This window comes from Pseudomonas sp. SZ40 (assembly GCF_052958135.1).
The window spans coordinates 15,404-28,260 of sequence record NZ_JBQWIF010000024.1; the positions used below are offsets into that span (position 1 = coordinate 15,404).

The 12,857-nt window shown below is 62.6% G+C and carries 11 protein-coding genes and 4 tRNA genes; 4 read left to right on the forward strand and 11 right to left on the reverse strand.

The window, feature by feature from the left end; all coding sequences use genetic code 11:
- Window positions 1-118: 118 nt before the first annotated feature.
- Genes ACT9T4_RS18010 through leuC form a run of 3 tightly spaced genes read right to left on the reverse strand, consistent with a single transcriptional unit; the run spans window position 119 to window position 2,990 of the window.
- Complete coding sequence (locus ACT9T4_RS18010) at window positions 119-877, reverse strand: class I SAM-dependent methyltransferase (protein ID WP_042553068.1); 759 nt, start codon at window positions 875-877, stop codon at window positions 119-121.
- A gap of 27 nt (window positions 878-904) precedes the next feature.
- Window positions 905-1,552: a 3-isopropylmalate dehydratase small subunit gene (leuD, locus tag ACT9T4_RS18015; RefSeq protein WP_042553069.1), complete on the reverse strand. Its 648-nt coding sequence runs from the start codon at window positions 1,550-1,552 to the stop codon at window positions 905-907.
- A gap of 10 nt (window positions 1,553-1,562) precedes the next feature.
- On the reverse strand, window positions 1,563-2,990 hold the full coding sequence (leuC, locus tag ACT9T4_RS18020) for a 3-isopropylmalate dehydratase large subunit (protein ID WP_042553070.1): 1,428 nt from the start codon (window positions 2,988-2,990) through the stop codon (window positions 1,563-1,565).
- Window positions 2,991-3,146: 156 nt separating this feature from the next.
- Here leuC and ACT9T4_RS18025 point away from each other — a divergent pair, with 156 nt between their 5' ends.
- Together ACT9T4_RS18025 and ACT9T4_RS18030 are read left to right on the forward strand one after the other, a co-directional pair.
- Window positions 3,147-4,052, forward strand: a complete 906-nt coding sequence (locus tag ACT9T4_RS18025; RefSeq protein WP_042553071.1) for a LysR family transcriptional regulator — start codon at window positions 3,147-3,149, stop codon at window positions 4,050-4,052.
- Between the two features lie 93 nt (window positions 4,053-4,145).
- Window positions 4,146-7,073: a bifunctional diguanylate cyclase/phosphodiesterase gene (locus tag ACT9T4_RS18030; RefSeq protein WP_042553072.1), complete on the forward strand. Its 2,928-nt coding sequence runs from the start codon at window positions 4,146-4,148 to the stop codon at window positions 7,071-7,073.
- Between the two features lie 52 nt (window positions 7,074-7,125).
- Here ACT9T4_RS18030 and ACT9T4_RS18035 read toward each other — a convergent pair whose 3' ends face one another.
- Entirely contained in the window at window positions 7,126-7,572 is a 447-nt protein-coding gene (locus ACT9T4_RS18035; protein WP_042553073.1) for an Hsp20 family protein, read from the reverse strand.
- Window positions 7,573-7,688: 116 nt separating this feature from the next.
- On the opposite strand from ACT9T4_RS18035, the gene ACT9T4_RS18040 reads away from it, so the two are divergent.
- Window positions 7,689-8,435: an SDR family oxidoreductase gene (locus ACT9T4_RS18040; RefSeq protein WP_499118260.1), complete on the forward strand. Its 747-nt coding sequence runs from the start codon at window positions 7,689-7,691 to the stop codon at window positions 8,433-8,435.
- A gap of 9 nt (window positions 8,436-8,444) precedes the next feature.
- Here ACT9T4_RS18040 and ACT9T4_RS18045 read toward each other — a convergent pair whose 3' ends face one another.
- Window positions 8,445-9,422: a tRNA dihydrouridine synthase gene (locus tag ACT9T4_RS18045; RefSeq protein WP_042553075.1), complete on the reverse strand. Its 978-nt coding sequence runs from the start codon at window positions 9,420-9,422 to the stop codon at window positions 8,445-8,447.
- A 183-nt stretch (window positions 9,423-9,605) separates the two neighbouring features.
- On the opposite strand from ACT9T4_RS18045, the gene ACT9T4_RS18050 reads away from it, so the two are divergent.
- On the forward strand, window positions 9,606-9,995 hold the full coding sequence (locus tag ACT9T4_RS18050; protein WP_042553076.1) for a hypothetical protein: 390 nt from the start codon (window positions 9,606-9,608) through the stop codon (window positions 9,993-9,995).
- Between the two features lie 3 nt (window positions 9,996-9,998).
- Here ACT9T4_RS18050 and ACT9T4_RS18055 read toward each other — a convergent pair whose 3' ends face one another.
- The 6 genes from ACT9T4_RS18055 to gltX form a co-directional block, all read right to left on the reverse strand.
- A complete protein-coding gene (locus ACT9T4_RS18055; protein ID WP_042553077.1) occupies window positions 9,999-10,433 on the reverse strand; it encodes an acyl-CoA thioesterase in 435 nt (144 codons plus the stop codon).
- A 246-nt stretch (window positions 10,434-10,679) separates the two neighbouring features.
- Window positions 10,680-10,755: transfer RNA gene (locus ACT9T4_RS18060), tRNA-Glu, on the reverse strand.
- A 47-nt stretch (window positions 10,756-10,802) separates the two neighbouring features.
- Window positions 10,803-10,878, reverse strand: a tRNA-Ala gene (locus ACT9T4_RS18065).
- A gap of 49 nt (window positions 10,879-10,927) precedes the next feature.
- A tRNA-Glu gene (locus ACT9T4_RS18070) sits at window positions 10,928-11,003 on the reverse strand.
- A 58-nt stretch (window positions 11,004-11,061) separates the two neighbouring features.
- Window positions 11,062-11,137 (reverse strand) — tRNA-Ala (locus ACT9T4_RS18075).
- Window positions 11,138-11,283: 146 nt separating this feature from the next.
- Complete coding sequence (gene gltX / locus ACT9T4_RS18080) at window positions 11,284-12,765, reverse strand: glutamate--tRNA ligase (RefSeq protein WP_042553078.1); 1,482 nt, start codon at window positions 12,763-12,765, stop codon at window positions 11,284-11,286.
- Between the last annotated feature and the right edge of the window lie 92 nt (window positions 12,766-12,857).

The following is a 12,857-nucleotide window of genomic DNA, read 5'->3' on the forward strand; positions in this document are numbered from 1 at the left end:
TTATTTAGAAACCTGAGCGGGCCTGCGCCTATCGCCCTGCCGCGAGGGGCGCCATGTTCGGCGCCCGCGGGGCATGGGTCAATGGGGCGTCAGGCCCACTCGCTGATAACACGTAACCTTATTTTTCCGCCCAGAGCACCAGCACATCGGTGCTGAACGAGCCATCGGCAGCGATCTCGAAGTACTCGCGCACTTCCTCGCCCACCGCAGCCTGCAAGGCGCGAATGGCCTCGCGCATGACCGCAGGCGTACGCATGCGCTCGACCCACGACGCGAACTCCAGCCGCAGACGCTGCCGGGTGTGGCTGCGCACCTGCAAACCCGCTTCGCTGATCTGCTGCAGCCATTCAGACACCGAGTAGTCACGCACGTGGCTGGTATCGCGCAGCACTTCGACGCTCTGCAAGTAGGTATCGAGCAGCGGCCTGCCCGGCGAGGCAACATCGATGAACGCCGCCACGCCACCGGGCTTGAGCACCCGCCGCACGTCGCGCAGGGCAACCGCCAGGTCGCTCCAGTGATGGGCCGAGTAGCGACTGAACACGAAATCGAACTCGCCATCGGCAAATGGAAGCGACTCCGCAGCGCCATGCACCGTACGCAGGTTGTTCAAGCCCCGCTCGGCGGCAGCCTTGTCGACCACTGCGAGCATCTGCGCGGAGAGGTCGTAAGCCACCACGTCGCCAACCAGCGGCGCGACCTGAAAGCTGACATGCCCGGCGCCACAGCCCAGATCCAGCACGCGGGCATCGCCTCGCCCCGCTACCTCGGCCTGCAACAGGGCGAACTCGCTGCCCTGTGCATGCACGGCGCTATTGAGATAAGCGTTGGCCTGCTCGCCAAACTGGCGTTGCACCACCTGCTCGTGACCTGACATCTATCCTGCTCCCTGAAGACCGCTGGCTTACTTGATCGCGCCGAACAACCAGGGCTGACGCTGCTGGTAACCGACTTCGAACGCGCGAATCGCATCGGCGTCCTGCAGGGTCAGGCCGATGTCATCGAGGCCGTTGAGCAGGCAATGCTTGCGAAAGGCATCGACTTCGAAGCGGTACTGCACGCCATCGGGTCGAGTGACGGTCTGCGCCGCCAGGTCGACGGTCAGTTGATAGCCTTCCTGAGCCTCGGCCTGTTCGAACAGGGCATCGACCTCCTCCTCAGCCAGAATGATCGGCAGCAGGCCATTCTTGAAGCTGTTGTTGAAGAAGATATCGGCGAAGCTCGGTGCGATCACGGTACGGAAACCGTACTCGTCCAGCGCCCAGGGGGCGTGCTCACGGCTCGAGCCACAGCCGAAGTTCTCGCGCGCCAGCAGCACGCTGGCGCCCTGATAGCGCGGAAAGTTGAGCACGAAGTCCTTGTTGATCGGCCGATTGGAGTTGTCCTGATTCGGCTGCCCGACATCCAGATAACGCCACTCATCGAACAGGTTTGGGCCAAAGCCGGTACGCTTGATCGACTTGAGAAACTGCTTGGGGATGATCTGGTCGGTGTCGACGTTGGCGCGATCCAGCGGAGCGACCAGGCCGGTGTGTTGAGTGAAAGGTGTCATGTCGTGCTCCTCAGGCCTGGATCAATTCGCGAACGTCGATGAAGCGACCGGTCACCGCAGCGGCGGCAGCCATGGCCGGGCTGACCAGGTGGGTACGGCCACCGGCGCCCTGGCGGCCTTCGAAGTTGCGGTTGGAGGTCGACGCGCAATGCTCGCCGTTGCCGAGTTTGTCCGGGTTCATCGCCAGGCACATGGAGCAGCCTGGCTCACGCCATTCGAAACCGGCCTCGATGAAGATCTTGTCCAGCCCTTCGCTTTCCGCCTGGGCCTTTACCAGACCGGAGCCTGGAACGACCAGCGCCTGCTTGATGGTGCTGGCGACCTTGCGCCCCTTGGCCACTTCAGCGGCGGCACGCAGGTCTTCGATGCGCGAGTTGGTGCACGAACCGATGAACACGCGATCGAGCTGGATATCGGTGATCGGCTGGTTGGCGGCAAGGCCCATGTATTTGAGGGCGCGGGTGATCGAATCCTTTTTCACCGGGTCGTTTTCACGGGCCGGATCCGGGACGTTCTGATCGACGGCCAGGACCATCTCGGGGGAAGTCCCCCAGCTGACCTGCGGCTTGATGTCTTCGGCACGCAGCTCGACCACGGTGTCGAAATGCGCGTCGGCGTCGGACACCAAGTCACGCCATACGGCGACCGCCTGCTCCCAGTGCTCACCTTTCGGCGAATACGGGCGACCCTTGACGTAGTCCAGGGTCTTTTCATCCACCGCGACCAGGCCGACACGGGCACCGGCCTCGATCGACATGTTGCAGATGGTCATGCGCCCTTCGAGGGACAGCTCACGGATCGCGCTGCCGGCGAACTCCAGCGCGTGGCCATTGCCGCCGGCGGTGCCGATCTTGCCGATCACCGCGAGCACGATGTCCTTGGCAGTGACGCCGAACGGCAATTTGCCCTCGACCCGCACCTGCATGTTCTTCATCTTCTTGGCGACCAGGCACTGGGTGGCGAGCACGTGCTCGACCTCGGACGTGCCGATGCCATGGGCCAGCGCACCGAAAGCGCCGTGGGTAGAGGTATGCGAGTCACCGCAGACCACGGTCATGCCCGGCAGGGTAGCCCCCTGCTCCGGGCCGACCACGTGAACGATGCCCTGGCGCACGTCGTTCATCTTGAATTCGAGGATGCCGAAGTCGTCGCAGTTCTCGTCCAGGGTCTGCACCTGAATGCGCGAGACCTCGTCGGCGATGGCCTCGAGGCCGCCCTGGCGCTCGGCGCGGGTGGTCGGCACGTTATGGTCGGGCGTAGCAATGTTGGCATCGATGCGCCACGGCTTGCGTTGAGCCAGACGCAGACCTTCGAAGGCCTGGGGCGACGTCACTTCGTGAAGAATGTGGCGGTCGATGTAGATCAGCGACGAACCATCGTCGCGTCGCTTCACTTCGTGCATTTCCCACAACTTGTCGTAGAGCGTCTTGCCTGCCATCAGCCTGTCCTCATCGGTCTTTCTATGCCAGGGCAATAGCCCTTTGGCTTATGGGGCAATGCTACGACTCGCCGTCAAATTACTCAAATTCATATTTTTCATCCAAAGCATTCCCTGACAGAATGCGGCGATCATCGAACCCGCCTCGGAACTCCAATGGATCTCGCCACCCTCAACGCGTTTATCGCCATTGCCGAACTTGGCAGCTTTTCCGAGGCGGCCATACGCCTGCATCTCACTCAACCCGCGGTGAGCAAACGGATCGCCAGCCTGGAGCAACAGCTACGGGTACGCCTCTTCGACCGCCTGGGCCGCGAAGTGAGCCTGACCGAGGCCGGCCGCGCCTTGCTGCCACGCGCCTACCAGATTCTCAACGTACTGGAGGACACCCGCCGCGCGCTGACCAACCTCAACGGCGAGATCACCGGCCGCCTGACGCTCGCCACCAGTCACCACATCGGCTTGCACCGCCTGCCGCCGCTGCTGCGCGCCTTCACCCGCGCACACCCCCAGGTCGCCCTGGACATCCAGTTTCTCGATTCCGAGGTGGCCTATGACGAGGTGTTCCATGGGCGCGCCGAGCTGGCGGTCATCACGCTGGCGCCGGATACCCGTGAGCCGGTGCGCGCCGTGGCGGTGTGGGACGACCCCCTGGACTTCGTAACCGCCCCGGAGCATCCGCTGGCGCAGAGCAGCGGCGTGACGCTGGCCGATGTCGCCCTGCACCCGGCGGTGTTTCCCGGTGGCAATACCTTCACCCACCACATCGTGCAGCGCCTGTTCGAGGCCGAAGACCTGACCCCCAATATCGCCATGAGCACCAACTATCTGGAAACCATCAAGATGATGGTGTCCATCGGTCTGGCCTGGAGCGTGCTGCCACGCACCATGCTCGATGATCAGGTCGCACGCCTGCCTTTGCCGGGCATTCAGCTGTCGCGCCAACTGGGCTACATCGTGCACACGGAACGTACGCTGTCCAACGCTGCCAGGGCCTTCATGCAGTTGCTCGACAGTCATCGTGACAGCCTTGCTTTCGCGCCCGGGCAAAGGCTAACTTGATACCCATGCAGGCCATTTGCCGCCTGCGTCATGCTGCGTGCCACGGATAGCCTCACCGCATGTTCTGCCGTCCTTTTTTGTAGAGGAAGGGTTATGGGCAACTCCAATGACAAACGCCCGCCATTGCCCTACGTCCCAGCACTCGACCCTGCCGAGTTCGAGAAGACCTGGCACGACTCCCAGCACCTGCTGGCTGCCCTCAATGGCGCAGGGCTCGGCGCCTGGTTCTGGAACGTCGACACCGGCGAAGTGAACTGGTCACGCGGGGCGCAGAAGCTGTTCGGCATCGACCCCAACAGCCCGCTGAGCGCCCCCGTCGATTACATGGCGCTGATACCCGAAGAAGAACGCACTGAAGTGATGCGGATGTTCCAGGCCGTGCTCGACGGCTCGCCTACCGCCGAGCCGATCCGTCACCGCATCCATTGGCCGGACGGCAGCCTGCGCTGGCTGGAGATCACCGGCAGCCTGCAGGCTGGCGAGGCCGGGCAGCACAAGATGTTCGGGGTAATCCGCGACATCAGTCGCCAGCGCGCTCAGGAACAGGCACTGGCCGACAGCCAGGAGCGCCTGCGCATGGCCCTGGAGTCGGCGGACCTTGGCACCTGGGACTGGCACATCCCCAGCAATACCATGTTCGCCTCGGCAAGGGCAGCGACCTTGCATGGCTTGGCGGCCGAACCCTTCCACGGCCCCTTCCTGGATTTTTTCGCGCACGTGCCCTTGATGGATCGTCAGGCCATGCGCCAGGCATACCGGGACCTGCTGCCCAATGATGGACAGGATTATCAGGTCACCTACAGAACGGTACATCCAGGCAAGCAAACGCATTACCTGGAAAGCACCGCCAAACTGCATCGCGATGCCCAGGGTCAGCCCGTGCGCATGACCGGCATTCTTATCGACACCAGCGAACGCACGCTGCGCGAACAACGCTTGCAAGCCTCCGAGCGCAAATTCGCCACGGTATTCCAGGCCAGCCCGGACCCGATCTGCGTGACGACGCTTCCCGAAGGCCGCATTCTGGAGATCAATCCGGCGTTCACCCAGGCGTTCGGTTGGCAATCGGCGGAAATTACCGGGCGCAACATCTTCAAGCTCAAGCCCTGGCAAACCCTGCCCGCATCCTCAGGCCTGCGTCAGAAAATTCTCAACGGCACGGACCTCACCGACGAGCGCATCGACCTGATCGACCCCCTCGGCCGCAGCATGACTTGCGTTGTCTCCTGCCGGCGCCTGGAACTGAGCGGACAACCCTGCGTACTGAGCAAATTTCGAGACATCACCGAGCAGCAGCGTGCCGAGGCGGCGCTCAAGGCCAGCCAGGAGAAGTTCTCCAAAGCCTTTCACTCGAGCCCGGACGCCATCACCATCACCACCCGTGACAGCGGGCGCTATATCGAAGTCAATGACGGCTTCACGCGCCTGACCGGCTACAGCGCGGACGAGGTAATCGGCCAGACGTCCGCGCAAGTGAACATCTGGGCGGACGCCGAGCAACGTCGACGCATGCTCGATACGCTGCGCGGTGAAGGGCATATCCAGCGCATGGAAATGCGCGCCCGGGATCGCGACGGCAACTGCGTGGAGGTGGAAGTCTCGGTCGAGCAGATCGAACTGGACGGGCAGCCCTGCCTGCTGGTCACCGCCCGCGACATCGGCGAACTCAAGGCCGCCCAGGCGCAGATCCAGCACCTGGCCTATCACGACTCGCTGACCAACCTGCCCAACCGTGCCCTGCTGATGGATCGCCTGACCCAGCAGATCGCCCTGCTGCAACGCCATGGGCTACGCGGCGCGCTGCTGTTTCTCGACCTCGACCACTTCAAGCACATCAACGATTCGCTGGGCCATCCGGTCGGTGATGCGGTGCTCAAGCTGATCACCGCACGCCTGGAGGTCAGCGTGCGCGAGGAAGATACCGTGGCGCGCCTCGGCGGTGACGAGTTCGTGGTGCTGCTGACCGGCATCGAGGGCAAACTCAATCAGGTGATCAGCCATGCCCGCAGCACTGCCGACAAGCTACGCAAACTACTCACCGAACCGATGCTGCTCGATGGTCACCGCCTGCAGGTAACCCCGAGTATCGGCATCGCACTCATCCCGGATCACGGCCAGACCCCGGCCGATCTGCTCAAGCGCGCGGATATCGCCCTGTACCGAGCCAAGGATTCCGGCCGCAATGCCATCCAGCTGTTCCACAGCACCATGCAGCACGCTGCCAGCGAGCGCCTGCGCCTCGAGAACGAACTGCGCATGGCCCTGGCCCGCGGTGAATTCGAGCTCTATTTCCAACCTCAGGTAGACGCACGCAAGGACCAGATCATCGGTGCCGAAGCGCTGCTGCGCTGGGCACACCCGACCCTGGGGGAGCAATCACCGGCGCTGTTCATCCATGTTCTGGAAGAAAGCGGGCTGATCCTCGAAGTCGGCGCCTGGGTGATGGTCGAAGCCTGTCACGTCTGCGCGCAGTTGCTGGAAGAACGCATCATCGACGAGAACTTCAGTCTCTGCGTGAACATCAGCACCCGGCAGTTCCGTCAGAGCGATTTCGTCGAACGGGTCGAACACTGCCTGCGCAAGAACAGACTGCCGCTGGGCATGCTCAAGCTGGAGATCACCGAAGGCATCGTCATTCAGGACATCGACGAAACCATCGCCAAGATGAATCGCCTGCGCAAGTTGGGGGTGAGCTTCGCCATGGACGATTTCGGCACCGGCTATTCGTCGCTCACTTACCTCAAGCGCCTGCCGGTGGACGTGTTGAAGATCGACCAGTCGTTCGTGCGCGACGCCACCAGCAACCCCAGCGACGCGGAAATCATCCGCGCCGTGGTGGCACTTGGTTTGAGCCTGGGCCTGGAGGTCATCGCCGAGGGCGTGGAGCAACAGAGCCAGCTGGACTTTCTGCAGAGCCAGGGCTGCCACTGTTACCAGGGCTACCTGTTCAGCCGTCCGCAGCCGCTGAACGAGTTCCGCGCCTTGCTGGCCCACAGCATGCAACGCCCGCGGCTGGGCTGAAACGGAAAAGGCGCCACCCGGGCGCCTTTTCTCTCATTGCCGAAGCGAGAAATCAGCTCTCCAGCGCCGGACGCGCAGCGCCGATCGGGATACGCTTGGCCTTGGCCTCTTCCGGAACCAGACGCTCCAGCTCGATATTGAGCAGGCCGTTGACCAGATTGGCGCCTTTGACTTCGATATGGTCAGCCAACCGGAACGACAGTTTGAAGGAGCGCTGGGCGATGCCCTGATACAGGTAGGTGACGTTGTCGCCATTGCCCGCGCGCTTGCCCCCGGTCACGGTCAGCACACCGCGCTCGACCTGCAGATCCAGATCTTCATCCTGGAAACCGGCGGCTGCGATGACGATGCGGTACTGATCATCGGCATGCTTTTCGACGTTGTAGGGCGGATAGCTGCTGCTAGTCTCGTTGCGCATGGCGGACTCGAACAGGTCGTTGAAGCGGTCGAAGCCGATGGACTGACGAAACAGCGGGGTCATGGAAAAAGCGTTGCTCATGTTGAATCTCCTGATTTTTCAGCGAGTGATAAGGTGCGAGACCCGACTTCGGCATCCCGCAGTACTGAAAATGTGGACCGCCAAAAAAATTTCAAGGGCTGAAAATGGAGTTTTCGATGAGCAAAGTGATCCTGATTACCGGCGCCAGCCGGGGCATTGGTGCCGCCACCGCTCGCCTGGCTGCGCAGCGTGGCTATGCGGTTGCGATCAACTATCGCCAGCAGGCCGGCGTGGCCGAAGCGCTGGCCAGTGAAATTGTCGAAGCTGGCGGCACAGCCCTGGCACTACAGGCAGACGTAGCAGACGAAGCGCAAGTGCACCGGCTTTTCGCCGAGATCGACGAGCACCTGGGGCGTCTCGACGCGCTGGTCAACAATGCCGGCATCCTGGAGCAGCAGATGCGCCTGGAGGCGATGAGCCTCGAACGCTGGCAGCGAGTCTTCGCCACCAACGTATTCGGCAGCTTCCTGTGCAACCGTGAAGCGGTGAAGCGTATGTCCACCCGCCAGGGCGGCCGCGGCGGGGCCATCGTCAACGTTTCATCGATCGCCGCCCGCCTGGGCGCTCCGGAGGAATACGTCGATTACGCGGCTGCCAAAGGTGCCGTCGACAGCATGACGATTGGCCTGGCCAAGGAACTGGCCGCCGACGGTATCCGCGTCAACGCGGTGCGCCCCGGGGTGATCGACACCGAGATCCACGCCAGCGGCGGCGAGCCGGAGCGTGTCGCCCGCGTTGCCGGGAGCATTCCCCTGGCGCGTGGCGGGCGCGCAGAAGAAGTGGCCGAAGCCATTCTGTGGCTGGCCAGCGAACAGGCCTACTACACCACCGGCGCGCTGCTGGACGTCAGTGGCGGCCGTTGAGCGACCTGGCTAGCCTGCCTCACGGCCCTGATCGCGCGGCGCGAAGGCGACACCGAGCAACGCATCGATGTGCTCGCAACTGGTTTCGCGGCGCACCTGGGCGAACAGCTCAACGGCTTGCGGGTAACTGCGGGTAAGCATGGCCAGCCACTGCTTGAGCCGCCCCGGCGCATAGCGCGGGGAAATCTTGCGCCGTGCCTGCAACCAGAAGTCGGCCAGCAGCGGCTGCAGCTCTTCCCAGGTCATCACCCCGGCATCCTGCCCTGCCCGCGCAGCAGCGATCTGCCGCGCCAAGTCGGGCCGCGCGACCACGCCACGACCGAGCATGATGTCTTCGACGCCACTCACCTCGCGGCAGCGCCGCCAGTCTTCCAGCGACCAGATATCACCGTTGGCGTAGACCGGAACCGCTACCGCCTCCTGAACCCGCGCCACCCACTCCCAGTGGGCCGGAGGCTTGTAACCCTCGACCTTGGTACGGGCATGCACGACGATCTGCGACGCGCCACCTTCAGCCAGGGCCTGGGCACAATCGATGGCCCAGTCCTTGTGGTCGAACCCCAGGCGCATCTTGGCTGTAACGGGGATGGCGGCCGGCACGCTGCGGCGCACCTCGCAAAGAATCGCGTGCAACAGCTCCGGCTCCTTGAGCAGCACCGCCCCGCCCCGTGATTTGTTCACGGTCTTCGCCGGGCAGCCGAAGTTGAGGTCGATCACTGGCGCGCCAAGCTTGCAGGCGTAGGCGGCGTTGTCACCGAGGCACTGCGGGTCTGAGCCGAGCAGTTGCACGCGCAGCGGCGTACCCGCGGCGGTCCTGGCACCGCTGAACAACTCGGGAGCCAGCTTGCGGTAGGTGGATCGTGGCAATACCCGATCGGTGACACGAATGAACTCGGTGACGCACCAGTCGATGCCGCCGACCCGGGTCAGCACGTCGCGAAGGATTTCATCGACCAATCCTTCCATGGGCGCCAGGGCGATCTGCATAGCGACTCTCTCGAAAAATGACTGAAGCCCGACAAGCACGGGAGGCGGCTGGAGCCGGTCACAGCCCCCGAAAACGGCGCGTAGTGTAACGGCGACCGACCAGCCAGGACAGCTACCGGTGAGCTGAACGTCCGACTGCCGCACGCAGTCCATTGCAATACCGATGCCTCGCCTGGAGCCCCAATGAGCCGACCTCTACTGACCGGCAGCCTGCTTGCACTGCTGCTGCCCGCGCCCGCGGCCCTCGCGACAACGCCCATCTCCGAGGGCGTACCGATCGATCCGGCAGCCAGCGCCAAGCTCATCGTCAGTCGCGACCGCAACGCGCCGAATGCCTGCGACTTGCAGTTGCGTGTCGACGAGCAGTTAGTGGTGCCAATACCCGCAGGCGAAAGCGTGACACTGGACGTACCCAGCGGCGAGCGCAGCGTCGTGCTCACGCCGTCGCGGGAAGGCTTCTGCGCGCAGATCGATCTGGTCAGCAGTCAGTCGATCCTGCTGCAGCCCGGCGAAGTGCGGCGCTATCAGGCGATCTACGAAGAGCAGAAACTGTTTCTGGCGCCGCAGCAGTAGTACCTAGGAACTCGGCAGCGCCTTGCCGTAGCCCTCGATGAACTCGGCGGGCATGCGTTTCGGCTTACCGGTGGATAGCTCGATGCAAACGAAAGTGGTTTTTGCGCGAAGCAGCGTAGCGCCGTCCTGCGGGCGAACCAGCTGGAAGCAGCGATCCATCTTCAAGCGCTGATCGGACTCGACGATCCAGGTGCCGATCAACAACGCCTGACCTTCGTAGGCGCTGCTCAGGTAGTCGATCTCGTGACGCACCACTGCCATGGCACGATCGAGGCGCCGGTACTCGACAAGATCCAGCCCGAGCGATTGCGAGTGGCGCCAGGCGCAACGCTCCAGCCAGGTGACGTAGACGGCATTGTTGGCATGCCCAAGGCCGTCGATGTCCTCACTGCCGACCAGCAGCTCGAGGGTGAATGGATTGGGGCGATCCCACTTCACGAATGACGCCCCGGACTGACGGCCAGCTCTCGTGCAGACCGTCGCGCAGCATCCATTGTCAGCCTCATACAACCTTCCTCTATCGACCAGCCCCTGTTCAGAGCCAGACATTAGGGGCTTTGGCTGCCGCCGCGCAAGCCGCATCTGAGACCATGCGCCTGGCCGGCACGCTTTTTCGAACGCACAAAAACAAAAGGGCCACTTCGTGAGAAGTGACCCTTAAAAATCCCGCAGAGCGGGCAAAAATGGCGTCCCCTAGGGGACTCGAACCCCTGTTACCGCCGTGAAAGGGCGGTGTCCTAGGCCACTAGACGAAGGGGACGAAACCTTCGAAGAACAAGGCCAGCACTAGGCTGGCCTGTCGTGGATTGGTGGAGCTAGACGGGATCGAACCGTCGACCTCTTGCATGCCATGCAAGCGCTCTCCCAGCTGAGCTATAGCCCCAGAACCTTTCGGTCTGGCTGCAATGCCGAAGCACTGCAGCTGGAAATAATGGCGTCCCCTAGGGGACTCGAACCCCTGTTACCGCCGTGAAAGGGCGGTGTCCTAGGCCACTAGACGAAGGGGACGCAAAGCCCTTCTTTACAACTCAACCTGTTCCGAGGAACCGGTTGTGGCTATCGAGATTGGTGGAGCTAGACGGGATCGAACCGTCGACCTCTTGCATGCCATGCAAGCGCTCTCCCAGCTGAGCTATAGCCCCATCTCGAGGACGGGGCGCATGTTAAGTGCGGCCCCGCACCCTGTCAACAAAATTTTAGCCGCTGATGCGTTTTTTTTCGCTGACATAACAAACACTTACCTATCCAACCCGGTGTATCGGCAGGGAAAACGACCGGTGGCCAGGTATCAGGCGATGCTGGCCAGGAGTTTTTCCCATTCCTTGTTCTCTTTCTTCGACACGCCACCGAGCAACTCGATGGCCTGGCGCAGACGAAAACGGGTGAGATCCGGACCGAGGATTTCCATGGCGTCGAGTACCGACACCGAACTGGCCTGCCCGGTGACGGCAGCGAACATCAGCGGCATGGCATCGCGCAGTTTCAGCTCCTGGTGTTCGACCACCGCCTGAATGCAGCCGGTGATGCGCTCTTTCTCCCACTGCCGCAGGGCCTCGAGCTTCCACAGGATCAGTTGCATGAGCTGGCGCACCTGATCGTCGGAGAGCTTCTTGTGAGCGAACAGCGCTTTGTCCGGCTGCACTGCGCCGGCAAAGAAGAAGCTGGCCAGGGGAGCGATCTGGCTGAAGGTTTCCACCCTGCCCTGTACATGCGGAGCGATCTGCATCAAGTAGTCGCTGTTGAACGCCCATTTCTGCACACCGGCGGCGAATTCTTCGACGCTCAGATCACGCATCCACTGACCGTTGAGCCAGGACAGCTTCTCCAGATCGAAAATCGGCCCACCCAGGGAAACACGCTGTACATCGAAGTTGGCGACCATCTCGTCCAGGGTGAACTTCTCGCGCTCGTCCGGCATGGACCAGCCCATGCGGCCCAGGTAGTTGAGCATCGCCTGAGGGAGGAAGCCCATGCGTTCGTAGAAGGTGATCGAGGTCGGGTTCTTGCGCTTGGACAGCTTGCTCTTGTCCGGATTGCGCAACAGCGGCATGTAGCACAGCTGCGGTTTTTCCCAACCGAAGTACTCGTACAGCAGGATCAGCTTGGGCGCCGACGGCAGCCACTCTTCGCCGCGCAGCACATGGGTGATCTTCATCAGGTGGTCGTCGACCACGTTGGCGAGGAAGTAGGTCGGCAGGCCATCGGTCTTCATCAGCACCTGCATGTCCATGCGATCCCACGGAATCTCGACATCGCCGCGCAGCATGTCGGGCACCACGCAGATACCCTCGCTCGGCACCTTCATGCGGATCACATGGGGCTCACCGGCAGCCAAGCGACGCTGCACGTCCTCTTCGGAAAGCAGCAGGCCACGACCGTCGTAGCGCGGCGTCTCGCCACGGGCGGTCTGTTCGGCACGCATCTGGTCGAGCTCTTCCGGGGTGCAGAAGCAGTAGAAGGCATGGCCCTTCTCGACCAGCTCCAGCGCGTACTTGCGATAGATCTCGCCGCGCTCGCTCTGCCGGTATGGACCATAAGGACCGCCAACGTCCGGGCCTTCGTTCCACTCGATACCCAGCCAGCGCAAAGCGTCATAGATCTGCTGTTCCGACTCGCGGGTCGAACGCACCTGATCGGTGTCTTCGATACGCAGGATGAACTCACCACCGTGCTGACGGGCGAAGCACAGGTTGAACAGGGCGATGTAGGCAGTGCCGACATGGGGATCGCCGGTTGGCGACGGTGCGATGCGAGTACGGACGGTGGTCATGGAAAATCCCGGGACAATGGGGCGAAAACCGGCATGAGGCAGGACCTGAAGGGTTTCCGCGGAAAGTGCGAATAGTAGCAGGGCCAGCCCCG

What these genes read in the sequence shown, in the direction of transcription:
- ACT9T4_RS18030 (WP_042553072.1), top strand. Translation starts at nt 4,146, where the DNA reads ATGGGCAACTCCAATGACAAACGCCCGCCATTGCCCTACGTCCCAGCA.
- ACT9T4_RS18040 (WP_499118260.1), top strand. Translation starts at nt 7,689, where the DNA reads ATGAGCAAAGTGATCCTGATTACCGGCGCCAGCCGGGGCATTGGTGCC.
- ACT9T4_RS18025 (WP_042553071.1), top strand. Translation starts at nt 3,147, where the DNA reads ATGGATCTCGCCACCCTCAACGCGTTTATCGCCATTGCCGAACTTGGC.
- leuD (WP_042553069.1), bottom strand. Translation starts at nt 1,552, where the DNA reads ATGACACCTTTCACTCAACACACCGGCCTGGTCGCTCCGCTGGATCGC.
- ACT9T4_RS18035 (WP_042553073.1), bottom strand. Translation starts at nt 7,572, where the DNA reads ATGAGCAACGCTTTTTCCATGACCCCGCTGTTTCGTCAGTCCATCGGC.
- gltX (WP_042553078.1), bottom strand. Translation starts at nt 12,765, where the DNA reads ATGACCACCGTCCGTACTCGCATCGCACCGTCGCCAACCGGCGATCCC.
- leuC (WP_042553070.1), bottom strand. Translation starts at nt 2,990, where the DNA reads ATGGCAGGCAAGACGCTCTACGACAAGTTGTGGGAAATGCACGAAGTG.
- ACT9T4_RS18010 (WP_042553068.1), bottom strand. Translation starts at nt 877, where the DNA reads ATGTCAGGTCACGAGCAGGTGGTGCAACGCCAGTTTGGCGAGCAGGCC.
- ACT9T4_RS18050 (WP_042553076.1), top strand. Translation starts at nt 9,606, where the DNA reads ATGAGCCGACCTCTACTGACCGGCAGCCTGCTTGCACTGCTGCTGCCC.
- ACT9T4_RS18045 (WP_042553075.1), bottom strand. Translation starts at nt 9,422, where the DNA reads ATGCAGATCGCCCTGGCGCCCATGGAAGGATTGGTCGATGAAATCCTT.